Annotated in this window: 21 protein-coding genes; 5 read left to right on the top strand and 16 right to left on the bottom strand. The window is 67.4% G+C overall.

All coding sequences use genetic code 11. The annotated features are described in order from the left end of the window. Window positions 1–178: 178 nt before the first annotated feature. From BN2503_RS17275 to xseB, 10 genes are all read right to left on the bottom strand, one after another. Window positions 179–1,459, bottom strand: coding sequence for an SfnB family sulfur acquisition oxidoreductase (locus tag BN2503_RS17275; RefSeq protein WP_054257856.1), 1,281 nt, complete (start codon window positions 1,457–1,459; stop codon window positions 179–181). Window positions 1,460–1,467: 8 nt separating this feature from the next. After that, complete coding sequence (locus BN2503_RS17280) at window positions 1,468–2,736, bottom strand: SfnB family sulfur acquisition oxidoreductase (RefSeq protein WP_054257857.1); 1,269 nt, start codon at window positions 2,734–2,736, stop codon at window positions 1,468–1,470. 318 nt (window positions 2,737–3,054) lie between these two features. Next, window positions 3,055–3,717 carry a methionine ABC transporter permease gene (locus BN2503_RS17285; protein WP_054257858.1) on the bottom strand — a complete coding sequence of 221 codons (663 nt, stop codon included), beginning with the start codon at window positions 3,715–3,717 and terminating at the stop codon, window positions 3,055–3,057. Next, window positions 3,689–4,870: a methionine ABC transporter ATP-binding protein gene (locus tag BN2503_RS17290; protein WP_082366659.1), complete on the bottom strand. Its 1,182-nt coding sequence runs from the start codon at window positions 4,868–4,870 to the stop codon at window positions 3,689–3,691. The genes BN2503_RS17285 and BN2503_RS17290 overlap by 29 nt, the downstream gene beginning before the upstream one ends. Next, window positions 4,860–5,693 carry a MetQ/NlpA family ABC transporter substrate-binding protein gene (locus tag BN2503_RS17295; RefSeq protein WP_074930364.1) on the bottom strand — a complete coding sequence of 278 codons (834 nt, stop codon included), beginning with the start codon at window positions 5,691–5,693 and terminating at the stop codon, window positions 4,860–4,862. The genes BN2503_RS17290 and BN2503_RS17295 overlap by 11 nt, the downstream gene beginning before the upstream one ends. Window positions 5,694–5,725: 32 nt before the next feature. Beyond that, window positions 5,726–6,532, bottom strand: coding sequence for a MetQ/NlpA family ABC transporter substrate-binding protein (locus BN2503_RS17300; protein WP_054257860.1), 807 nt, complete (start codon window positions 6,530–6,532; stop codon window positions 5,726–5,728). Window positions 6,533–6,676: 144 nt separating this feature from the next. Further along, window positions 6,677–7,759: a TRAP transporter substrate-binding protein gene (locus tag BN2503_RS17305; RefSeq protein ID WP_054257861.1), complete on the bottom strand. Its 1,083-nt coding sequence runs from the start codon at window positions 7,757–7,759 to the stop codon at window positions 6,677–6,679. A 136-nt stretch (window positions 7,760–7,895) separates the two neighbouring features. Beyond that, the gene (gene dxs, locus BN2503_RS17310; protein ID WP_054257862.1) at window positions 7,896–9,758 is read right to left on the bottom strand and encodes a 1-deoxy-D-xylulose-5-phosphate synthase; all 1,863 of its coding nucleotides are present in this window, start codon (window positions 9,756–9,758) and stop codon (window positions 7,896–7,898) included. 228 nt (window positions 9,759–9,986) lie between these two features. Beyond that, window positions 9,987–10,916 (bottom strand): polyprenyl synthetase family protein, encoded by a 930-nt coding sequence (locus BN2503_RS17315; RefSeq protein ID WP_054257863.1) that lies wholly within the window; start codon window positions 10,914–10,916, stop codon window positions 9,987–9,989. Next, window positions 10,901–11,143 carry an exodeoxyribonuclease VII small subunit gene (gene xseB, locus BN2503_RS17320; RefSeq protein WP_054257864.1) on the bottom strand — a complete coding sequence of 81 codons (243 nt, stop codon included), beginning with the start codon at window positions 11,141–11,143 and terminating at the stop codon, window positions 10,901–10,903. Before xseB ends, BN2503_RS17315 begins: the two co-directional genes overlap by 16 nt. Window positions 11,144–11,408: 265 nt before the next feature. Here xseB and BN2503_RS17325 point away from each other — a divergent pair, with 265 nt between their 5' ends. From BN2503_RS17325 to flhC, 5 genes are all read left to right on the top strand, one after another. Further along, the gene (locus tag BN2503_RS17325) at window positions 11,409–12,536 is read left to right on the top strand and encodes an aromatic ring-hydroxylating oxygenase subunit alpha (RefSeq protein WP_054257865.1); all 1,128 of its coding nucleotides are present in this window, start codon (window positions 11,409–11,411) and stop codon (window positions 12,534–12,536) included. Window positions 12,537–12,625: 89 nt separating this feature from the next. Then, window positions 12,626–13,540 (top strand): DMT family transporter, encoded by a 915-nt coding sequence (locus BN2503_RS17330; RefSeq protein ID WP_054257866.1) that lies wholly within the window; start codon window positions 12,626–12,628, stop codon window positions 13,538–13,540. A gap of 37 nt (window positions 13,541–13,577) precedes the next feature. Beyond that, the gene (locus tag BN2503_RS17335) at window positions 13,578–14,447 is read left to right on the top strand and encodes a sulfurtransferase (RefSeq protein WP_054257867.1); all 870 of its coding nucleotides are present in this window, start codon (window positions 13,578–13,580) and stop codon (window positions 14,445–14,447) included. Between the two features lie 185 nt (window positions 14,448–14,632). Continuing rightward, window positions 14,633–14,959 (top strand): flagellar transcriptional regulator FlhD, encoded by a 327-nt coding sequence (gene flhD / locus BN2503_RS17340; protein WP_054257868.1) that lies wholly within the window; start codon window positions 14,633–14,635, stop codon window positions 14,957–14,959. Between the two features lie 27 nt (window positions 14,960–14,986). Further along, a complete protein-coding gene (flhC, locus tag BN2503_RS17345; protein WP_054257869.1) occupies window positions 14,987–15,538 on the top strand; it encodes a flagellar transcriptional regulator FlhC in 552 nt (183 codons plus the stop codon). 73 nt (window positions 15,539–15,611) lie between these two features. Here flhC and BN2503_RS17350 read toward each other — a convergent pair whose 3' ends face one another. From BN2503_RS17350 to BN2503_RS17375, 6 genes are all read right to left on the bottom strand, one after another. Then, window positions 15,612–17,180 carry an IPTL-CTERM sorting domain-containing protein gene (locus tag BN2503_RS17350; RefSeq protein ID WP_054257870.1) on the bottom strand — a complete coding sequence of 523 codons (1,569 nt, stop codon included), beginning with the start codon at window positions 17,178–17,180 and terminating at the stop codon, window positions 15,612–15,614. Next, a complete protein-coding gene (locus BN2503_RS17355; RefSeq protein ID WP_158447370.1) occupies window positions 17,177–18,781 on the bottom strand; it encodes an RNA-directed DNA polymerase in 1,605 nt (534 codons plus the stop codon). Before BN2503_RS17355 ends, BN2503_RS17350 begins: the two co-directional genes overlap by 4 nt. Before the next feature lie 284 nt (window positions 18,782–19,065). Continuing rightward, window positions 19,066–19,455, bottom strand: a complete 390-nt coding sequence (locus BN2503_RS17360) for a four helix bundle protein (protein ID WP_054257872.1) — start codon at window positions 19,453–19,455, stop codon at window positions 19,066–19,068. Window positions 19,456–19,484: 29 nt separating this feature from the next. Continuing rightward, window positions 19,485–20,213 (bottom strand): Lcl C-terminal domain-containing protein, encoded by a 729-nt coding sequence (locus BN2503_RS17365; protein WP_054257873.1) that lies wholly within the window; start codon window positions 20,211–20,213, stop codon window positions 19,485–19,487. Between the two features lie 148 nt (window positions 20,214–20,361). Next, a complete protein-coding gene (locus tag BN2503_RS17370; RefSeq protein WP_054257874.1) occupies window positions 20,362–20,904 on the bottom strand; it encodes a FlgO family outer membrane protein in 543 nt (180 codons plus the stop codon). Next, the gene (locus BN2503_RS17375) at window positions 20,901–21,623 is read right to left on the bottom strand and encodes a hypothetical protein (RefSeq protein WP_054257875.1); all 723 of its coding nucleotides are present in this window, start codon (window positions 21,621–21,623) and stop codon (window positions 20,901–20,903) included. The genes BN2503_RS17370 and BN2503_RS17375 overlap by 4 nt, the downstream gene beginning before the upstream one ends. Window positions 21,624–21,646: the final 23 nt, after the last annotated feature.

Below are 21,646 nucleotides of genomic sequence, written 5' to 3' on the forward strand. Positions count from 1 at the left end.
GTGCACTGGTTCAACCACGTCCGACTGCTCACGCCGATTGGGGGCATCCCTCCGGCAGAAGCTGAAGCAAACTACTGGAGGCAACTCGCCGCCAGCGACACCTCGACAAAGGTGTCAACTTAAACCAACCGGCCTCCTCGATACCCGGGGCGGTTCATTCCTGGAGCGGGGATGGGAATCAGATCGCACCGTGGCGCGGCGGGCGCACGCCGTTGAGCACGTAGTTGCCCACGGCGTGGTACTTCCAGCGCACGGGGTCGTGCAGCGTGTGCACGCGGGCGTTGCGCCAAAAGCGGTCCAGGCCGTGCGCGGCCAGCGTGGCGCCGCTGCCGCCCAGCTCGAACAGCTTGCTGCCCGCCAGCAGGCTGGCGCTGGTGCTCAGGGCCTTGGCCCCCGCCACGGCCACCGAGGCAGCGGCCACGCTGTCGTCGGTGGGCAGGCGCTGCGCCGCGTCCACCGCCAGGGCGGCGCGGGCGATCAGCGCGTCGGCGGCGCGCAGGCGCACGTGCACGTTGCCCAGTTGCTGCAACAGCAGCGGGTCCTGCGTGGCGCTGTCCACGCCGGCGTCAATCCAGGGCCGCGCGTGGTCGCGGATGAACGGCAGGGCAGCCTGCAGCGCGCCATGGCCGATGCCCGCGTCCAGCGCCGCGTGGATGATCTGCGCGAACGGCCCGATGGTGGTGGGCCGCTCGAACGAGGCGGTGAACGGCACCACCCATTCGGGCTCGACGCGCACCCGCTCGAACTGCACCGAGCCGCTGCCGGTCACGCGCTGGCCGAAGCCGTCCCAGTCGTCGATCACCGTCACGCCGGGCGCGCTGCGCGGCACGAACACCAGGTACTGGCGCTCGCCCTGCGCCTCCTGCGCGCTCACCAGCGTGGGAATCCAGTGCGCGAAGATGGCGCCGGTGCAATAGAACTTCTGCCCCTGCACGAACCAGCCGCCGGGCTCGCGCAGCAGTTGCGTGCGGCGCTTGAAGTCCTTGTGCCCGATCTCGGCCAGCGCATTGCCCAGGCGCTCGCCGCGCAGCACGCGGCCATAGAAGAACGCCTTCTGCGCGCTGGAGCCGCCCACGCGCAGCGCTTCCAGCGCGTAGTAGTGGTTCTGCGGGATGTGGCCGAAGTTGCCGTCGGCCGCCGCGATCAGCGCGACCACCTGCGTCAGCACGCCGGTGGACACGCCCGCGCCGCCGTACTCGCGCGGCACGGTGATGCCCCACAGGCCGCTCTGGCTGAAGCGCTCCACCTCCTGCCACGGCAGGGTGCGGTCGCGGTCGCGCGCCTGGGCGCCCGGGGCAATTTCCTGGGCGAACCGGCGCGCGGCCTCCAGGGCTTCCTCGGCGCTGCGGATCACCTGCGTGCCCTGCCGCGGCGCCGAAGCCGGCACGGGCTGCGGCCCCGGCGCAGCCGGGGCTAAGGGCACGGCACGCGCCGTAGGTACTGTCGTTGTGTCTGTCATGCGAATTCCTAGTTCCACTGGTGGCGCCGGGGCAGCGCGCCGTTGAGCCGGTAGTTGCCCAGCAGGTGGTATTTCCAGCGCACGGGATCGTGCAGCGTGTGCACACGGGCGTTGCGCCAATGGCGGTCGAGGTGGTGGGCAGCGCGGCTGGCGGCCGAGCCGGCCAGGGCGAACAGCTGCTCGCTGGCCTGCAGCGCGGCTTCGGTGGTGAGGATCTTGGCCTCGGCCACGGCCACCGAGGCGCGTGCGCTGGCCTGCGCATCCACGGGCTGGCGCGCCAGCGCATCCAGCGTGCGTGCCGCCTCCAGCAGAACGGCGTGGGCTGCGTCCACCGCAATCTGCAGTTGCCCCACTTCCTGCACGATGTGCGGATCGGCGCTGGCGCTGGCCACGCCGGCATCGATCCATGGGCGGCTTTTGTCTCGTACGAAATCCAGCGCGTCGCGCAGCGCCGCCTGGGCAATACCCGCGTCGATGGACGCCTGAATGAGCTGCGACACCGGGCCGGAGAGCGTGGGCGTGTGCGCGAAGCGCCATACCGGTACCACGTCATCCTCGGCCACCGGCACGCGCGCCAGCACCACGCTGCCACTGGCCGTGGTGCGCTGGCCGAAGGCATCCCAGTCGTCGTACACACGCAAGCCCGGGGCGTCGCGCCGCACCCGCACCAGCACCGCCCGGCCTGCCTCATCCTCGGCGCGCAGCGGCACCCAGTGGGCAAACGCCGCGCCGGTGGAGTAAAAGCGCGTGCCGCTCAGGTACAGGCCGCCACCGGGCTCGCGCTCCAGGCGCACCGTGGCCAGCTGCACCTGCGCGGCGCGGGCCTTGCGCTCCGGCCCGGCATTGCCGAAGCGGTGGCCGGCCAGCACATCGGCAAACCAGCGCTGTTTCTGCGCCTCGCTGCCCATGTCGGCCACGGCCTGCACGATGGCGAAGTGGTTCTGCGGAATCTGCCCCAGCGACGGATCGGCCGCGCACAAGATGGCAAACACCTGCGCCAGCGTCTCGTAAGACGCTCCCAGCCCGCCATAGGCCTGAGGCACGGTGATGGTGCCCAGGCCGCTGGCGCTGTACTGTTCGATCTCGTCCCACGGCAAGCGCCGCTCGCGGTCGCGTGTGGCCGCACCGGCGTGGAATTGCGCCGCCAGGCGGTGGGCTGTCTCCAGCGCCTCGGCCTCGCTGGCGATGCGCTGGGGTGGCTGTGGCGGCAGGGGCAGCCGCGTCAAAAGCCGGGATTCTTCGGGCAAGGCTGCGCCCGCAGCATGCGATGAGGTCATTGCGTGCCTTCTGGTTTGGTTTGAGGGGTTCGTGGCGGCTGGCATTCGCGCCACGTGATTCATGCCTTTTTTGGCCTCCAGCCCTTGTCCATAAAGCGCTGGCAGCTATCGAAAAAGGAGTTCTAGCGGACATCTCAGCTTTCCATGGCGCCACCCACCATCAGCAGCCCCTGAAACTGGCGCGGCCCACGCGCGGGCAGCCGCGCAAGGGCCTCTGCCGGCCGCGCCGCCCCGCCGCGCTGGCTGCGTCCCCCTCCCGTAGCGCGAAGCGCGTAGAGAGAGGGGGAAGCCGCGCAGCGGCTCAGAGGGTGCTTCATTTCAGCGGCTGCGCAGCCAGTGCACGTAGCGGTCGCCCAGGGTCTGCACCACCGTCACCAGCACGATGAGCATGGCGATCACGATCAGCATCACCTGGGTGTCGAAGCGCTGGTAGCCGTAGCGAATGGCCAGGTCGCCCAGCCCGCCCGCGCCCACGGCACCGGCCATGGCCGAGGAGCTGATAAGCGCCACCAGCGTGATGGTGAAGCCGCCGATGATGCCGGGCAGCGCCTCGGGCAGGTAGACGTGGCGCACGATGTCCCACTTCTTGCAGCCCATGGCCTGGGCGGCCTCGATCAGCCCGGCATCGACCTCGCGCAGGCTCACCTCAGCGATGCGCGCGAAGAACGGCGTAGCGCTGATGGCCAGCGGCACGATGGCCGCCCAGACGCCGATGGTGGTGCCCGCGACGATGCGCGTGAACGGAATCAAGGCCACCAGCAGCACGATGAAGGGCGTGGCACGAAAGCCGTTGACCACGCTGCCCACCGCGCGGTGAAGGCGCGGCGACGCCAGGAAGCCACCCGGGGCGGTGACGATCAGCAGCACGGCCAGCGGCACGCCCGCCGCGAAGGCGATGCCGCCCGAGACGCCCACCATGGTCAGCGTATCGGCCAGCGCGTCCCAATAGCGCTCAATGGGGATGGACAGATTCAGCGACATATCCGAGTACCTTGATTTCATGGGCAATGGCCTCGCGGCCCTGGGTGAAAGATGTCCAGTCGGCCCGCGCGGCGGCGCCCTCCAGCGCCACCAGCAGCTGGCCCTGGGCATGGCCCTGGATGCGGTCCACGCCGCCGTGCAGCAGGCGTACGCGCGCGCCCAGCGCCTGGGCGATGCGCGGCAGGTCAGGCTCCAGCCCGTCCTCGCCGCGGTAGCCCAGCTGCAGGATCTGCGTGTATGCACCGGCTGGAGGCAGCGCCTGCAGGCGCTGCTGCAGGTCGTCCGGCAGGCCGTGCTGCAGCGGTGCCAGCAACGCCCGCGTAGCCGCATGCTGGGGGTTGCCAAACACCTGCCATACGGCGCCAAGCTCGGCGATACGGCCCTGCTCCAGCACCAGCACCTGGTCGGCGATCTCGCGGATCACGCTCATCTCATGCGTGATGAGGACCACGGTGATGCCCAGTGTGCGGTTGATGTCGCGCAGCAGCTGCAGGATGGAATGGGTGGTTTCCGGGTCCAGCGCCGAGGTGGCCTCGTCGCACAGCAGAATCTCGGGCCCGGTGGCCAGCGCGCGCGCAACGCCCACGCGCTGCTTCTGCCCGCCCGAGAGGCGGCTGGGGTAGGTATCGGCCTTGTCCTGCAAGCCAACGAGCAGCAGCAGTTCCTGCACACGCGCGGCGATCTGCGCCGCCGGCACGCCCGCCACCTTCAGCGGCAGCGCCACGTTCTCGGCCACGGTCTTAGCCGACAGCAGGTTGAAGTGCTGGAAGATCATGCCGATGCGCCGGCGCAACTGCACCAGCCCGGCCTCGGACAGCGTGCCGATGTCCACGCCATCGACCAGCACCTGGCCGCTGGTGGGCTGCTCCAGCCGGTTGATGGTGCGCAGCAGGCTGGACTTGCCCGCGCCGCTGCGCCCGATGATGCCGAAGATGCTGCCCGGCGCGATCTCCAGGCTGATGGCGTCCAGCGCCTGCACTGTGCCGGCCGAGGAGCGGTAGGTCTTGGCCACATCGCGGAACGCCACCGCGCCCGCGCCGCGCGGTGCGGCGTGCGTGGGGGTGCCGCGGCGCGTGTCCGCCGCCTGGACGCGGCCCGGCAGCCCGCCCCAGCCAGCAAACATGCGCCGCGCGGTCAATGTATTACTTGCCATGGGACGCCTCTTTGGGGGTTTGCTGCCAGGGCAGCGTGTAGAGCTTGGGGTCGTGGCCGAAGGCCTGGCTGATGGTCTGCCGCACGGCCTCGGAGTTCTGGTACAGCTGCACCAGCTTGCGCAGCTTGGCGTCCTGCGCGCGGTCGCTGCGGGCCACGAAACCCATGGCATAAAAAGTGTCGGCAATGCCCGAATACAGCAGCGCCTGGCTCGCCTGCGCCTTCTTGCCGGCGTTGACGAAATAGCTGGGCCACACCACCACCAGGTCCAGATCGTCGAGCGCGCGGATGAGTTGCGGCCCCTCGATCTCGAAGAAGCGCAGCTTCTTGGGGTTCTCCACCACGTCGTGCACGCTGGCGCCCACCGCACTGCCGTTGCGCAGCGTGATGAGCCCGGCCTTTTGCAGCAGCAACAGGCCCCGGCCCTGGTTCACCGGATCGTTGGCCACGGCCACGCGCGCCTTTTCCGGCACGTCAGCCAGGCGCTGGTAGCGGTTGGAGTAGATGCCGATGTTCTGCAGCAGCCCCAGCCCGATGAACGCCAGCTGGTAGCCGCGCTCCTTGACGGCGTTGTTCAGGAATGCCTGGTGCTGGAAGAAGTTCAGGTCGATGTCGCCGTTGTTCACCGCCTCGTTGGGCAGTGTCCAGTCGGTGAACTCCACCAGTTGCAGGTCGATGCCAGCGGCGCGGGCCTCGGGCACCAGGGCCTGCACGGCATCGGACGTGACGCCCGGCGTCGAGCCGACCTTCACCACCTCGGCCGCATGGGCCGAGACTGCCAGCAGTGCCGCGCCCAGCCAGGCCAAGCATGTGCTTTGTCGCATGTTCGCACCTCTTTTGGGTTGGCTGCGGGGGCTTACTGCCGGGTCCAGGTCAGGGTGTAGAGCTTGGTATCGCCCGCGAACGCCTTGTGGATGGCGGCTTTGACGGCCTCCGAGTTCTGGAAGACCTTGACGAACTTCTGGATCACCGGGTCCTTGGTGCGGTCGGCCTTGACGACGAACTGGATGGAAAAGCGCGCGTCCTCGATGCCGGAGTACGCCAGACCGCTGGAAGGATCGAAGGCCTTGGACGCGACGATGAAGTGCGGGTAGCCCTGGGCAATGTCCACATCCGGCGTGATGCGCACCAGCTGCGGCCCCTCCACCTCGACGAAGCTGAGCTTCTTCGGGTTCTCGGTGATGTCGTTGATCGTGCCCAGGAAGCCCACGCCGGGCTTGAGCTTGATGAGTCCCACCTTCTGCAACAGCAGCAGGCCTCGGCCTTGGTTCACAGGGTCATTGGCGATGCCAACCTTGCCCCCCTGCGGCACCTGCTCCACCGATTTGTGCTTGAGCGAATACAGGCCGATATTGGCCAGGAAGCTCACGCCCGCGCTACCGAGCTTGTAGCCATTCTTCTGGATGGCGTTGTCCAGAAAGGGCTGGTGCTGGAAGAAGTTGATGTCCAGGTCGCCGTTGTCTACGGCCACGTTGGGTGTGGTCCAGTCGGTGAACTCAGTGACGGTGACGTCAATGCCCTGCGCCTTGGCGTCCTTGGCCGCGGCGCTGATGGCATCGGCATAGACGCCGGGCAGCACGCCGATGCGCAGCTTGTCGGCGGCGTGGGCCTGCAGCATGGCGAGTGCGGCCAGCGGGGCGATTAGAAGGCGGGTGAATTTCATGGGATGCAGCTCCGAAGATGGGTGTCAATGAAAAGCCATTGCACCATCGCGTGCTGCACCGCACCACGAAGGATTCCGCATTTGGAAATGCCAAAAAAAAGCCGCAGGCTGTGCTGCGGCTTTCGGGGCACCGGGTGGGTACGGTCAGATCTTGACGCCGGCCATGTACTGGTTGAACGGGAATTCCGAGAAGCGGTTCCACAGGATCTGGTCGCGCTGGAAGGCGCGCATGTCCTGGTGGATCTTCTTGAACTCGGGCGACTTGGCCTCGTGCTCGGCAAAGACTTCCATCGACGCCTTGAAGCCCGCGTCCATCACGGCCTTCGGGAAGGCCTTGAGCTGGGTCTTGTTGGCCACCAGGCGCTTGAGGGCCTGGGGGTTCACCGCCATGTACTTGGACGTCATGTCCTGGGAGGCCACACGCATCGCGGCATCCAGGATGGCCTTGTTCTGTGCCGACAGGGCGTTGTACTTCTTCAGGTTGACGAAGAACTCCAGATCGGCGCTGCCTTCCCACCAGCCGGGGTAGTAGTAGTAAGGCGCCACTTTGTTGAAGCCCAGCTTCTCGTCATCGTACGGACCGACGAACTCGGCTGCATCGAGCGTGCCCTTTTCCAGCGCCTGGTACACATCGCCGGCAGGCATGTTCTGCGCCACCACGCCCAGCTTGGCCATGGCTTCACCAAACACACCGCCGCCCAGGCGCATTTTCAGGCCCTTGAGATCGGCGGGGGTCTTGATCTCCTTGCGGTACCAGCCGCCCATCTGGGTGGTGGTGTTGCCCGCGCTGGAGGTGCGGAAGTTGTACTTCTCAAAGAAGGCATCCAGCAGCTTGCGGCCATTGCCATGGTCCTTCCAAGCCGCCATCTGCAGCGTGGTCAGGCCGAAGGGTACGGCACAGCTGAACGCAAAAATGGGATCCTTGCCCGTGAAGTAGTAGGCAGCAGACTGTGCCATGTCGATGGTGTCAGCCTGCAGGGCATCGACCACGCCGAAGGCGGGCATCAGCTCGCCTGCGGGGTGCACGGAAATCTCGAACTTGCCGCCGGAGAGCGCCTTCACGGTTTCAGAGAGCTTTTCGGCGCTGCCGAAGATGGTGTCCAGCGACTTGGGAAAGCTGGAAGCCAGGCGCCAGCGCACGGCCTCCTGGGCATGCACGGCAGGTGCCACGCCTGCGGCGAGCACGCCCGCGATACCAGCATTTTTGATAAGGGAACGACGATCCATGTGGGGTCTCCTGGATAGTTAAAAAACTCGGCCCGCCCCATGGTGTGCAAGGCGGCCAAGGACTTCGCAGCCGAGGTGCATTGTAGAAACATGCACCAGCCGCCGAAGGCAACCGCACGTATGACCTTATAGGAACTTATGCCTGGGCGAAACGCTGGCGCACGGCGCGCGCGATGCCCTCGGCATCGAGCCCCTGCAGCGCCAGCAACTTGGCCGGGTCGCCGTGTTCGATGAAGGCGTCGGGCAAGCCCAGCTGCAGTACCGGCCGCGTTACGCCGGCGGCGTTCAGGGCCTCGCACACGGCACTGCCCGCACCGCCCATGATGGCGCCCTCCTCCACGGTGACGATGGCCTCGTGCGTGGCCGCCAGCGACAGCAGCAACTCGGTATCCAGCGGCTTGGCCCAGCGCATGTTGGCCACCGTGGCGTCCAGCGTTTCGGCGGCGGCCAGCGCCGGGTACAACAGCGTGCCGAACGCCAGGATGGCGATGCGCTGGCCCTGGCGCCGCACCTCGCCCTTGCCGAACGGCAGGCCCTCCAGGCCGGCCAGCGGGGCCACGCCCGCGCCGCTGCCGCGCGGGTAGCGCACGGCCACCGGGTGGTCCTGCTCATAGGCGGTGGTAAGCAACTGGCGGCACTCCCGCTCGTCGGCCGGACAGGCCAGGCTCATGTTGGGAATGCAGCGCACGAAGGCAATGTCGTAAGCGCCCGCGTGGGTGGCGCCGTCGGCCCCCACCAGACCAGCGCGGTCGAGCGCGAAGACCACCGGCAGGTTTTGCAGCGCCACGTCATGGATCAGCTGGTCGTAGGCGCGCTGCAGGAAGGTGGAATAGATGGCCACCACGGGCTTCACGCCCTCGCAGGCCAGGCCGGCCGCAAAGGTCACGGCATGCTGCTCGGCGATGCCCACGTCGTAGTAACGGCCGGGAAAGCGGCGGTGGAATTCCACCATGCCCGAGCCCTCGCGCATCGCCGGGGTGATGCCCACCAGGCGCTGGTCCTTTTCGGCCATGTCGCACAGCCACTGGCCGAACACCTGGGTAAAGGTGGGCTTTTGCGGCGTGCTTGGGGGCACCAGGCCTACGCTGGGGTCGAATTTGCCGGGGCCGTGGTAGGCCACGGGGTCGGCCTCGGCCAGCTTGTAGCCCTGGCCCTTCTTGGTCACGACGTGCAGGAACTGCGGGCCTTTCAGCTCCTTGATGTTCTCCAGCGTCGGGATGAGCGAATCCAGATCGTGCCCGTCGATCGGGCCGATGTAGTTGAAGCCGAACTTCTCGAACAGCGTGGCCGGCACCACCATGCCCTTGGCCTGTTGCTCCAGGCGCTTGGCCAGCTCCCACAGGGGCGGCGCGTTCTTGAGCACGTTTTTGCCCATGTCACGCGCCTTGGCGTAGAACTGCCCGCTCATGAGCTGCGCCAGGTAGCGGTTGAGCGCGCCCACGGGCGGGCTGATGCTCATGTCGTTGTCGTTGAGGATGACCAGCAGGTTGGTGTCGGCCACGCCTGCGTTGTTCAGCGCCTCGAAGGCCATGCCGGCGGTCATGGCGCCATCGCCGATCACAGCGATGCTGTAACGGCTCTCGCCGCGCTGGCGGGCCGCCAGCGCCATGCCCAGCGCGGCCGAGATGCTGGTGGACGAATGGGCGGTGCCGAAGGTGTCGTAAATGCTCTCGGCACGCTGCGGAAAGCCCGACAGACCGCCGAGCTGGCGCAGCGTGTGCATGCGCTCGCGCCGCCCCGTCAGGATCTTGTGCGGATAGGTCTGGTGGCCCACGTCCCACACCACCCGGTCGTGCGGTGTGTTGAAGACATGGTGCAGCGCCACGGTCAGCTCCACCGTACCGAGGTTGGAGCTCAGGTGCCCTCCGGTCTTTGACACGCTGTCGAGCAAGAACGCGCGCAGCTCTGTCGCCAACTGCCCCAGCTCGGCGCGCGAGAGACGGCGCAGGTCGGCAGGGTCGTTCACGCGCGAGAGCAACGGGTAGGAATTCGTGGTCATGGACTCTTCTTTTGATAGCTGCTAGCGCTTGATGGATAAGGGCCAGAGGCGTTTTTTACTAGTATTTTCAACACGGCGCATCACCCATTAGCCACAGGTGCATGAAACCGGGGCAGCCCCGGCGAGGGCAGCCGCGCAAGGGCCGCCCCGCCGCGCTGGCTGCGCCCCCCTCCCACGCAAAGCGTGAGAGAGGGGAAAGGCACAAAGTGACCCAGGGGATGTTCCATCTCAATTCGAACGGTTCACGACCATCTCGGCCAGAGCCTGCAAGGCACGCGTATCGGACAGGCCGCTGGCGGCCAGCGCCGCCAGCGCCTGCCCCAGCAATTCATCGGCATGGGCACGCGCACGCTGCAGCCCCAGCAGCGACACGTAGGTGGGCTTGTCGCTCGCGGCGTCCTTGCCCGCGGTCTTGCCCAGGGTGGCCGAGTCCTGCGTCACGTCGAGGATGTCGTCCACCACCTGGAAGGCGAGCCCCAGCGCCGCGCCATAGCGTGCAAGTGCCGCCTGTGCGGCAGCATCGGCGCAGCCGCAGGCCGCCCCCATGGCGACGCTGGCCTGCAACAACGCGCCGGTCTTGAGACGGTGCATCTGGCGCAGTTGCGCTTCGTCCAGTGCCACGCCCACGCTGGCCAGGTCAATGGCCTGGCCGCCGGCCATGCCCTCGGCCCCGGCCGCGCGCGCCAGCAGGCGGCACAGCGCAGCCTGCACGTGGTCGGGAATGCCCGCGCCCTCGGGCACCAGCAGCTCGAAGGCCAACGCCTGCAGCGCATCGCCCGCCAGCAGCGCCTGGGCCTGGCCGAATTGCACGTGCACCGTGGGCTTGCCCCGGCGCAGCACGTCGTTGTCCATGCACGGCATGTCATCGTGCACCAGCGAATAGGCGTGGATCAACTCCACCGCGCACGCGGCGCGCAAAGCGGCCTCGGGCAGACCCGCTACGGCCTCGCTGGCAGCCAGCACCAGCAGCGGGCGCAGACGCTTGCCGCCATCCAGCACGGCGTAGCGCATGGCTGCGCCCAGTCCCGCCGGGGCGTCGGGGGCGATCCATTGCGACAGCGCCTGCTCCACGCACTCAAGGTGGTGGCGGCTCCAGGCGCCCAGGTCGAAGGAAGCCGCCACGGCGGAAGGATTGGAACAGCTCACTCTTGCGTCCATGGTTGCAGCGCCCCCTCGTCCAGCACTTTGATCTGCTCCTGCACGGCTTCAAGCCGCGCGCGGCAAAAGGCCAGCAGCGCATTGGCGCGCTCGTAGCCCGTGAGCATCTGGTCCAGCGGCAGCTGGCCCGACTCGATACGCCCCACCCACTGCTCCAGCTCCTCCAGCGCGGCTTCGTAGCTGGCGGGTTCTGGGGGCGTGGCAGGTGCGGCAGGGGCCTTGGGCATGGGGATTCCAGGAAGGGGGACGCGGGGTGAAAACGCCGGATTTTAGAGGCTGGCATCCACGCGGCGTGGAGAGTTCCCCTCAACCCCCTGCGCTCGCACGGCCACTCAATACACGCATGCGGGATGCGGAAATAACCCCACCGGCTATAATCCCATTCCTTTCCGCGAGACCGGCCCTGGGTACCCATCCCGGCCGGTTTTGTCTTTTATCCAACCGCGCACGCACGCGCACCTCCCTGTGGGGAGTCTTTAGGTCAGGTCGCCCATGTCTGATTTAAGTCTTCAACTGCAGCAGGCCGCAAGCCAACTACCAGTTTCCAGCTACTTCGACGAAGCACTGTTCCAGCGTGAAATGCAGGCCCTGTTCCAAAGCGGCCCGCGTTACGTAGGACATACGCTCAGCGTCCCCAACCCCGGCGACTACTATGCGTTGCCCCAGGAAAGCGAGGGCCGCGCGCTGGTGCGCAATGCGCAAGGACAGGTGGAGCTGATCTCCAACGTTTGCCGCCACCGCCAGGCCGTGATGCTCAATGGCCGCGGCTCCCTGCAAAGCCAGGGCAAGGGCCACGCGGGCGGCAACATCGTCTGCCCCATCCACCGCTGGACCTACGCGACCAGCGGCGAGCTGCTGGGCGCACCGCACTTTGCCCACGACCCCTGCCTGAACCTGAACAACTACAAGCTGCGCGAGTGGAATGGCCTGCTGTTCGAGGACAACGGCCGCGACATCGCTGCCGACCTGGCCGGCATGGGCCCGCGCTCGGACCTGTCGTTCGAAGGCTACGCCCTGGACCGCGTGGAGCTGCACGAGTGCAACTACAACTGGAAGACCTTCATCGAGGTCTATCTGGAGGACTACCACGTGGGCCCCTTCCACCCCGGACTGGGCAACTTCGTGACCTGCGACGACCTGCGCTGGGAGTTCAGCAAAGAGTTCTCGGTGCAAACCGTGGGGGTCGCGCCCACCTTCGGCAAGCCCGGCTCCGACGTGTACAAAAAGTGGCATGAGGTGCTGCTGAAGTACCAAGGCGGCGAGCGCCCGCAGCGCGGCGCCATCTGGCTGACCTACTACCCGCACATCATGGTGGAGTGGTACCCGCACGTGCTCACCGTCTCGACGCTGCACCCTGTCAGCACGACCAAGACGCTGAACATGGTGGAGTTCTACTACCCCGAGGAAATCGTGGCCTTCGAGCGCGAATTCGTCGAGGCGCAGCAGGCCGCCTATATGGAAACCTGCATCGAGGACGACGAAATTGGCGAGCGCATGGACGCGGGCCGCAAGGCGCTGCTGGCGCGCGGCGAGAACGAAGTCGGCCCCTACCAGAGCCCGATGGAAGATGGCATGCAGCACTTCCATGAGTGGTACCGGGCCAAGATAGGCGCCGTGTAAGCCTTTTCCGGCCCATTTGCTACTCTTTCAATAGCTCCCAGCGCTTACCCCATAAGCGCCAGGAGCTTTTTTATTGCATAAAACTCACCATGCAAGCCCTCTGGATGGTGCTGGCCGCATTCCTTTTCGCCAGCATGGGCGTGTGCGTCAAGACGGCTTCGGCCTTTTTCAACACCGCAGAACTGGTGTGCTACCGGGGCCTCGTCAGCATGGCGCTGCTGTGGACCCTGGCACGGGCGCAAGGCGTGCCGCTGGCCACGCGCTACCCCGGCATGCATGCCTGGCGCAGCCTGCTGGGCGTGGCCTCGCTCGGCGCTTGGTTCTATGCCGTGGCCTACCTGCCCCTGGCCACAGCCATGACGCTCAACTACATGAGCAGCGTGTGGATTGCGGCGTTCCTGGTCGGCGGCACCCTGCTGGCCTGGCGCCCGTCGGCGCGCACACCGCGCCCACCGCTGCAGGTCCCGCTGGTGTTCACGGTGCTGGCGGGCTTTGGCGGCGTGGTATTGATGTTGCGCCCCAGCATCGCCCCGGAGCAAATGTTCGCCGGACTGGTGGGCCTGGCCTCCGGGCTCACGGCAGCGTTCGCCTACATGCAGGTGGTGGCGCTGTCGCGCCTGGGTGAGCCTGAAACACGCACGGTGTTCTACTTCGCCCTCGGCGCCGCGCTGGGCGGCGGTGCGGGCATGGCCATGGCTGGCACCTCGCCCTGGCCCGGCTGGAACGCCCTGTGGCTGCTGCCGCTGGGCCTGTTCGCAGCGCTGGGCCAACTGTGCCTGACACGTGCCTACGCTTCGGCGCGCACACAGCGTGGCACGCTGGTGGTGGCCAACCTGCAGTACTCCGGCATCGTCTTCGCCAGCCTATACGGCATGCTGCTGTTCAGCGAGCACATTCCACCCATCTGCTGGGCTGGCATGGCGCTGATCGTGGCCAGCGGCATGGCGGCGACCATCCTGCGCACCCAGGCCGCACCCGGTACGCCGCCGGTCAAGGAAGACTGACACAATCCGCAGCTCCGGCCTTTTTCTGCCTACCGCCATGCCCTACACCACGCTGATCTCCGCCCCCGAACTGCAGGCCCTTCTGGCCAGCGGCCAGCCACTGATGGTGTTCGACTGCAGCTTCGACCTGGCGCAGCCCGAAGCGGGCACACAGGCTTACCTGGCATCGCACATCCCTGGCGCCGTGCATGCGCACCTGGACCGCGACCTGAGCCTCAAGCAGCCCGCCCCTGGCGAGCAGGCGGCGTCCGGCGGGCGCCACCCGCTGCCCAGCCGTGAGCGCTTCGCCGCATGGCTGTCGTCGATCGGGTTCACCAACGGCATGCAGGCCGTGGTCTATGACCGTAACGGCTGCAACTACTGCGGCCGCCTGTGGTGGATGCTGAAATGGGCCGGCCACGACGCCGTGGCCGTACTTGACGGTGGGCTGCAAGCCTGGACGGCCGCAGGCGGCGCCGTGCTTGCCGGTGCCGAGCCCGCACGCACACCCGCAAACTTCACGTTGCAAGCGCCCTTGCGCCGCCTGGCCAGCGCGGCCGAGGTGCTGGCCGCGCTGGGACAGGACGGCCAAACCGTGCTCGATGCCCGCGCTGCGCCACGCTACCGTGGCGAGGTGGAGCCGCTGGACCCGGTGGCCGGACACATCCCTGGCGCGCTGAACCGCCCCTTCACCGAGAACATTGCGGCAGACGGGCGCTTCAAGCCCGCGCAGTTGCTGCGCGCTGAGTTCCAGGCACTGCTGCAGGGCCGCCCTGCCGCCACGGTGGTACACCAGTGCGGCAGCGGTGTGAGCGCCCTGCCCAACCTGCTCGCGATGGAGGTGGCAGGCCTGGGGCCTACCGCGCTGTTCGCAGGCAGCTGGAGCGAGTGGTGCAGTGACCCACAACGCCCCGTCGAGCGCGGCTGACGCAGCGCTGCACCATGGCGCACAGCCCCTATAAGCGTGTAAGGCAAATTCCTACAGCATCGGCTGTGCACCCTGACGTGGCACGCAGCCAAACCCCGACTTAATTTTTGATTGGGCCCAAATCACAATCCATTTCAACGGATCACGCACTGTTTCACTGCGTATCCAACTGAAAGGATTGCACCATGACCAACGAACAACTGCTCGCCGAGATCCGCGAAGCCAACCTCACCTACCTGATGCTGGCGCAGAACCTGATCCGCCATGACAAGGCCGAAGCCGTGTTCCGTCTGGGCATGAACGAAGAAGCCTGCGACATCCTGGCCTCGCTGTCGGCCGCCCAGGTGCTCAAGCTGGCTTCACGCAACACGCTGCTGTGCAGCTTCCGCGTGGACGACGAGCTGGTGTGGAGCTTGCTGACCAACCACTCGCTGAAGAAAGTCGGCAACGACGCCACCAACACGCTGCACGCCAACATCCTCATGGCCAGCCGCGTGGCCGAGGTGCTCTGAGACCTGTCGCAGCAAGGAGCCCGCCCCATGACCACCGCCGCCACCGCCACCAAGAGCGTGCTCAACGAGTCCCGGCAGATCGAGCGCGCCGCCATGCTGATCCGCATGGGCGCCCGCATGCAGGTGCTCGAATCGGAAACCACGCTGTCCTACGAGCGCCTGATCCGCCTGTACAAGGAAATCGCGGGCAAGTCGCCTTCCAAGGGGCAGTTACCCTTCTCCACCGACTGGTTCCTGACCTGGCAGGAGAACATCCACAGCTCGCTGTTCCTCAACATCTACGAGTACCTGGCAAAAGGCGTCAGCATCGACTCGGTGGAGCAACTGACCAAGGCCTACCGCCTGTACACCGAACAGATTGAAGCAGCCGGCCTGGAGGCGCTGCTGTCGTTCACCCGCGCCTGGCGCCTGGTCAAGTTCGTTGATGCCAACATGCTCACGCGCACCAAGTGCTCCGAATGCGGCGGCCTGTTCGTGACCGAGCCGTACGAGAACGCACGCCACTACCAATGCGGGCTGTGCAACCCGCCCGCCCGCGCCGGCAAGAGCAAGAGCGCCGGGGCCCTGCAGCTGCACTGACGCTTTTCCCATAAAAAAAGAGCTGCTAGCGCTTGTCCATCAAGCGCTAGCAGCTCTTTTTTTTATAGCAAAATCAGCGCCTGCGCAGTGCCACCATGGCGCCCAGCCCCATCAGCCCCGTCAGCAGAAGCATGGCCCACTCGCCCAGGGTGGGGATGGCCTGCGCCGACGCAGGCGCAAACTGCGCTGACACGTTGGTGGCCGCCGTCACGTTGGTCAGTGTGCAGGGGCTGGCGCTGCCGCTGCAACTGCCACCCCAGCCCGTGAAGCGGTAGCCCGTGTGGGCTGTGGCCGTGCAGGTGGCGTTGCTGCCGTGCGGCACGGGGTTGGGGCTGCACACCACGCTGCCACCGGCGCTGGCAGCAATGTGGATGGGGTAGGTGCTGGGCGGCAACAGGCTGAAGCTGGCGCTCACCGTGCAGTTTGTGGTGACCGCCCCGGTGGTGTAGGTGTTGCCCGCCAGGCTGCCGCCGCAGCCGCTGACGGTGCTGATGCCATAGCCGCTGCTGGGCGTGACCGTGAAGCTGGTGCTGGCGTTGTAGGTCACCGCCTGGGCGCTGCCGGGGCTGATGCTGCCGCCCGCCCCTGCCGTGGGGGTCACGTTGTATTGCCGCGGGGCGCTGCAGGCGGCGGTGCTGCCGCCGCCGGTGCCCGCGCAGCTCCAGGTGAATGCTGCTGCCGCGCTGGTCACGCTGCCGGTCACGCCCGCGCTGCACAGGCTGGCCGACGGCGCTGCCAGCACGGCCACGCCGTGGTCGCCGCCGCAGGCGCCGTTGACGGCCGGGGCCAGGGTGGTGACGTCGATGCTGCTTGGGGGCGTGCTCAGGTTGGCATCGCCGTCTTCGGCCACCAGATACAAGGTGTAGGGGGTGCTGGCCGTCAGCCCGGTAATGGCAAAGCTGGCCTGCACTGCCGCCACCATGGCGCCGTTGCCCGCCGCCACCACGGTGACGGCCCCATAGCCCACCCCGGCCTTGACCTGCGCCGCCGTGGGCGCCGCGCTGCCCTGGGGCACAGCAATCCAGTAGCCCGTGGCCGCTTCGTTGCTGGTGGCCTGCAGCGTGGTGGCGGTGCTGGTGGTGCCGGTCACGCCCAGGGCGCTGAGCACCGGCGCCGCCACATCCAGGGCATCCAAAGCGCCAAACCACTGTCCGCTACGCACAAGCCGAACAAGGAAGGTGTCGGTCTTGACGTAGGCGAGGGTGCCGCCATTGAAGAAGCCGACGCCCCAGGCGCCGGCCGGGTCGGGCGCATAAGTGGTCGATGTCCAATACCAATTGCTGGGCGTTGCCGGGAAGTAGGTGCCGTCGATCGCCGGGAAGTCCGCATCGATCTTGACCAGGGATTCCAGCTCGGTGCGGTTGGGCAGGCGCCAGTCGGCCTGGCCCCGGTGGCTGGCGCCGTTGGCCGCGGTGGCCTGGGCCAGGGCAGCGGCCCAGTTGAACAACGTGGTTGCACCGGTGCAGGTACCCGGCGGAGTGGTGTTGTCCCAGGTCTGGCCGATGGAGCATTTGTCCCACACCAGGCCGGTGCTGGTGTCGGTGATGGTGCCGTCGCCGTTGTCGGTGAAAGCCGCCCAGGCCGGCAGGGCCAGGGCGCACAGCAGGCCGGCAAGCCGGGGGCGCGGGAAAAAACGTTTCATGCAACACCTTGAGTAGAGTAAGACGAAGAAGAAGGCGTACCACCCGCCACGGCCCCAGGCGGCTGGGGGTGCCAGGCCAGCCACAGGGCGCGGCGTTTGAAACCGGTTTTGAAGTGCCCGTCCTGCGCCACCAGCACATGGGCCAGGCCTTGGCGCTTGAGCCACTGGCGCAGGCCGGGCAAGGCGCTGGGGCGCCACACATGGCACCCGCCCAGGCCGGGCACCACTTCGCAGGCATGCGCCGGCAGTGCACCAGGGGAAGGCCTGCCCGCCTGGGGCAGCACCCAGCGGTTGCCCACCTGCATCAACACCAGCGCCTGTGGGTGGCGGCGCGCAAAGTAACGGTACTGGCTGGCCACACCCGTCACGCTCGCAGGCACCCAGGCCGGTTGCAGCGGGCCGCCGCCCGGTGGCACGGCCGCATTGGCAAACATGCTGGCCAGCCACGGAAAACCCGCCAGCGTGCGCTGCCACAGGCGCGCACTGGCCGCATGGGACAACTGCGCCCGATAGCTGGCCACCTGGGCACGCAGGCGCTCGCGGGCGGCGTGGTGCAGCACCATGCCCCGCGGGTGCACATGGCGCTGCGCAAAATGCGCCAGCACGCGGTGCATGCGCCGCACGGTGCGCCGGCGCACCAGGCGGTAGTGCGGGCGCACGATGTAGCCTAAAAAATCCACCCCGGCCGATACGTGGCGGGGCGTGCTGCGCTCCTTCAGGGCCAGGCCCAGGCGCTGCGCCAGAAAGGCCTCGATGGCATCGCGCCAGGCCACAAGCTGGGCGGGGTCGGGGTGCAGCAGCACAAAATCGTCCACATAGCGCAGGTAGTGGCGCGCCTTGAGCTGGTGCTTGACGAACTGGTCCAGCTCGTTCAGGTACACATTGGCAAAAAACTGGCTGGTCAGGTTGCCAATGGGCAGGCCGCGGCCGGGTTCCTGCGCTGCCAGGCGCTTGTGCGGTGGCACGGCGGCAAAGCGCGCGGGCGGGCCTTTGCGGCGCACGCCCTCGGTGGGCGCTGCCTGCAGCAGGGCGCGGCACAGGGTTTGCAACGTGCGCGCCTCGTCGGGTGCCAGGCCCTGGCGGCGCACCGCACGCACCAGGCGGTGCTGAAGCAGCCCAAACAGCGTGGGCCGGTGGATGCGGTTGAAGAAGTTGGCAATGTCCAGCTGCAAGGCATACCACTGGCCGGGCTGGGCCTGCCCTGCCGCGCCCGAGCGCATGCATTGCTGCAGCCTGTCCACCGCTGCCAGCGTGCCCTTGCCTTTGCGGTTGGCATAGCTGTCGTGGATGAAAACGGGCTCGTACAGGCGTGCCAGGCGCTCGGTCAGCAGGTGGTGCACCACGCGGTCGGCAAAAGGGGCGGCATGGATTTCACGCCGCTTGGGCTGGTCCACCACAAAACACAGGTGCGGGGAGGGGCGCCAGCTTGCGCTGGCCAAGGCGTCGCGCGCTTGCACCAGGCCGTCGAGCAAACGGGCCTGGTACTGTTGGGCGTCGCGGGTGTGGCGCTTGCCCTTGCGGCAGGCCCGGTAGGCCCGCCACAGGGCGTGCAGGCCAAAGGGCGCAGGGTCGCTGGCGCTCTCTGGCGGGTGGGTTCCCACGGGTTCACGCTCCGCTACGCACAAGCCGAACATGGTTGGTGTTGGTCTTGTTGTTGGCGTTGGTGTTGCCATTGTTGAAGTTGACGTTCCAGGCGTTGGCCGGGTTGGGCGCTGGGGTGGGGCGGCTGCCCCACCCTCTGGCCCACCCAGATATTGGCCCCGGCGCTTCGTGCCGGCCAAGGCCGGCGGCCCGCCCTCCATCCCTGCGGTAGGAGGTGGGGCATCCTCATACCCGGCAGGTGCCGGGTGGCTGGGGCGCACAGTGAACTTGGGCACGCGCTGCGTCACGGCTCATCTCGGGCCGCAGCTTCGGGCCGCGCCTTGCGCGCAGCGCCTTGCCGCCACCCCCCGCTCTGTTTGCCCAGGCTGACGGCCAGGTCGGCAGCCACGGCGAATTCGTTGAAGCTGCCAAAAGCACGGGTTTCTTGCGCCAGGGTCAGCAGGGTTTTCATGTCTTCCACGGTCAGCACCAGCTCATCGAGCACCTTGGCGCGCTGGGGCATGCGCGCCTCGTTGGCGCGGGTGATCAGGCGGCACAGGCGGCGCGCGCACTGGCGCAGGTCTTGCCCCAGGCTGTATTTGTGGTAGCGCGGAAAGCGGCGCACCGCATGCTCCAGGTGCACGGCCAGATCCATGGCGGCTTTCCAGATGGGCAGGTGGCTATACCGGGCCATGCGCAATGTGCCTGTTCCAAAGGGCCAAATCACTGTCCGCTACGCACAAGCCGAACATGGTTGGCGCCGGCCTTGAGGCCGGCGTTGGCGTCGCCATTGACGAAGTTGACGCCCCAGGCGCCGGCCGGGAAGGGCGCGTAGCTGTCATTCGTCCAGTACAAATCGTTCACCGTGGCTGGAAAGTAAGCGCCATCGATGGCCGGGGAATAGGCGCCGTGGTGCACGATGGACAGCAGCTCGCGCCGTGTAGGCACGCGCCAGCCGGTAGCAAAGCCGCAACGGCTGGCGGCGTTGTGCGCGGCGATGAGGCTGCCACCCGCAGTGCTGGTGGCATTGTTCCAGTTGATGACAGGGCTTCTCTGCAACGACCAGATCAGGTTGGTGTGGTTGTCCTTGGTGCAGGCCCAGTCGGTGCTGAGGGAGCCGCTGGGATTGGCGGAGCTGGTGTTGGCCACCAGGGTGCCGGTGCAGGTGCCGCTGCCTTCGGCGTCGCCGCTCCAGCACAGGCGGGTGAAGTCAAACCCCGCCGCGCCGCCGCCCACCTTGGCCATGCCCGCGCGGTCGCGGCCAAAGCGGCCGTCCTGACGGGGGTAGGTGGCGGCGTCGCCGGTGTTGGCGCTGGTGCAGGCCACCAGCGTGGCGCCGTCGTAGCACAGGGCCTGGCCGGTGTCGTTGAGGCGGCCAGTGGGCTGGGCCTGGGCCAGCGGGATGCACAGGGCGGCAGCCAGGGCCAGCGCGAAGGGGGTGTGGTGGTGCATGGTGCGGTCCAAAAAGTCGAAGGCGGCACCCCAAAGAAGAGAGCGCCGCCAGATGCTTTTGAATTATAAGTAGTACCCAGGACACATCGGCCCCTGGTTTTTTCCCAAAGGAATCTCCGCAGATTGCTTGACCCAAAGCAAAACAGCATCAACGCCCCCGGAGCAAACCCCGCAGGTTGTCGTCCACCGGCAGCGCATAGTCGGTGGCGGCCACCACCTGGTTGCCCTGGGGGCTGACCAGCTTGAGGCTCACATAGACCATGGCGCCTGACACCGCATAGGTGCCCACGACCACGGCCTGGGCTTCGTGGTTCTGGCTGACCTCGCGCAGTTCGCGCGACAGCAGCAACTCCCCTTGCCCCGGTTGCAATGCCAGTTGCTCGCGCAGGCGCACCTCGGCCACCGGCACGCCGCGCTGCACGAAGCGCGAGGCGATTTGTTCCGAGAACATGCGCCCCAGGCGGGACGATTCGCCCAGGTGGTCCACACTGACCAGCGTGGCCACGATCACGCTGCGGCGCGGGTCCAGCGGTGCGGTCCGCAACAGGCGGTCTGCAGCTTCGTAATTGGTTTGCAGCACATCGGACCGCACTGCGGGCCCGCCGCGCTCGCCGTAGTAGTAATAGTGCGCGCAGCCCGGCATGGCGGCAGCCAGGGCCAACAGAGCGAGCAGGGAGGCGCGGCGCTTCATGGTGTCACCACCTTCCAGGTCTTGCCCGGCGGCAGTGGCGGTGGCACGGCAGGCGGCTCGGGCCGGTAGAGCGCGGCGTCCTCGCGTTCGATGTAATACATGTCGGCCGACCCCGCCAGGTAGCGGTCCTGGCTCTTCAACGCGGTGGTGATGAGCACCTCGGTGCGTGTCGGACCGCCAGCGGCCTCGCCCTGGGTATGGCGCTGCGTCAGATCCAGCGCCACGCCCGCCCCTAGGCCGATGGCCGTGGCCACCCCGGGCAGCAGGTAGCGGTCGGAGTAATGCGTCTGCCAGTCTCGCCACACACCCACGCCGGTGGCCAGCATGGTGAAAGGAAGCGGCACGGGCAGCCGCACAGGCGTCGCCGAGAGGTGCTGCACCACCTGCGTCTGCACCTCCAACTCCACGCCCGTGGGCACGGCAGACACCGCCACGCCCCGGTCGAGCAAGCGCACGCGCAGCAGTTTCAGAAAGCCCTGGTTGAAGCTGGAGTCATCGGGCACGGTGACGTAGATGGGGTGCTCGCCCGCTGGCCAGGCGGCGATCTTCCCGGCCACGCGCGCAGCCACGTCGTCAGCCAGCACGTCCCAGTGGTGCACGGCGCGTGCCTTCTTCTGGCCGGTGGCGGGATAGCTGTCGGCGCGCGGCACGTCCAGGTTGGCGCAGCCGCCCGCCAGCAGCGCCGCTGCCAGCAACGCGGCGAGGTGTCGGTGTGTCATGCGTGGATCCCCGGAATGGTCAT

It is taken from the genome of Paenacidovorax caeni (assembly GCF_001298675.1).
Classification (GTDB): domain Bacteria; phylum Pseudomonadota; class Gammaproteobacteria; order Burkholderiales; family Burkholderiaceae_C; genus Paenacidovorax; species Paenacidovorax caeni.

Coding starts and splice junctions, on each gene's coding strand:
- BN2503_RS17275 (WP_054257856.1), bottom strand. CDS start 1,459: ATGACAGACACAACGACAGTACCTACGGCGCGTGCCGTGCCCTTAGCC.
- BN2503_RS17280 (WP_054257857.1), bottom strand. CDS start 2,736: ATGACCTCATCGCATGCTGCGGGCGCAGCCTTGCCCGAAGAATCCCGG.
- BN2503_RS17285 (WP_054257858.1), bottom strand. CDS start 3,717: ATGTCGCTGAATCTGTCCATCCCCATTGAGCGCTATTGGGACGCGCTG.
- BN2503_RS17290 (WP_082366659.1), bottom strand. CDS start 4,870: ATGGCAAGTAATACATTGACCGCGCGGCGCATGTTTGCTGGCTGGGGC.
- BN2503_RS17295 (WP_074930364.1), bottom strand. CDS start 5,693: ATGCGACAAAGCACATGCTTGGCCTGGCTGGGCGCGGCACTGCTGGCA.
- BN2503_RS17300 (WP_054257860.1), bottom strand. CDS start 6,532: ATGAAATTCACCCGCCTTCTAATCGCCCCGCTGGCCGCACTCGCCATG.
- BN2503_RS17305 (WP_054257861.1), bottom strand. CDS start 7,759: ATGGATCGTCGTTCCCTTATCAAAAATGCTGGTATCGCGGGCGTGCTC.
- dxs (WP_054257862.1), bottom strand. CDS start 9,758: ATGACCACGAATTCCTACCCGTTGCTCTCGCGCGTGAACGACCCTGCC.
- BN2503_RS17315 (WP_054257863.1), bottom strand. CDS start 10,916: ATGGACGCAAGAGTGAGCTGTTCCAATCCTTCCGCCGTGGCGGCTTCC.
- xseB (WP_054257864.1), bottom strand. CDS start 11,143: ATGCCCAAGGCCCCTGCCGCACCTGCCACGCCCCCAGAACCCGCCAGC.
- BN2503_RS17325 (WP_054257865.1), top strand. CDS start 11,409: ATGTCTGATTTAAGTCTTCAACTGCAGCAGGCCGCAAGCCAACTACCA.
- BN2503_RS17330 (WP_054257866.1), top strand. CDS start 12,626: ATGCAAGCCCTCTGGATGGTGCTGGCCGCATTCCTTTTCGCCAGCATG.
- BN2503_RS17335 (WP_054257867.1), top strand. CDS start 13,578: ATGCCCTACACCACGCTGATCTCCGCCCCCGAACTGCAGGCCCTTCTG.
- flhD (WP_054257868.1), top strand. CDS start 14,633: ATGACCAACGAACAACTGCTCGCCGAGATCCGCGAAGCCAACCTCACC.
- flhC (WP_054257869.1), top strand. CDS start 14,987: ATGACCACCGCCGCCACCGCCACCAAGAGCGTGCTCAACGAGTCCCGG.
- BN2503_RS17350 (WP_054257870.1), bottom strand. CDS start 17,180: ATGAAACGTTTTTTCCCGCGCCCCCGGCTTGCCGGCCTGCTGTGCGCC.
- BN2503_RS17360 (WP_054257872.1), bottom strand. CDS start 19,455: ATGGCCCGGTATAGCCACCTGCCCATCTGGAAAGCCGCCATGGATCTG.
- BN2503_RS17365 (WP_054257873.1), bottom strand. CDS start 20,213: ATGCACCACCACACCCCCTTCGCGCTGGCCCTGGCTGCCGCCCTGTGC.
- BN2503_RS17370 (WP_054257874.1), bottom strand. CDS start 20,904: ATGAAGCGCCGCGCCTCCCTGCTCGCTCTGTTGGCCCTGGCTGCCGCC.
- BN2503_RS17375 (WP_054257875.1), bottom strand. CDS start 21,623: ATGACACACCGACACCTCGCCGCGTTGCTGGCAGCGGCGCTGCTGGCG.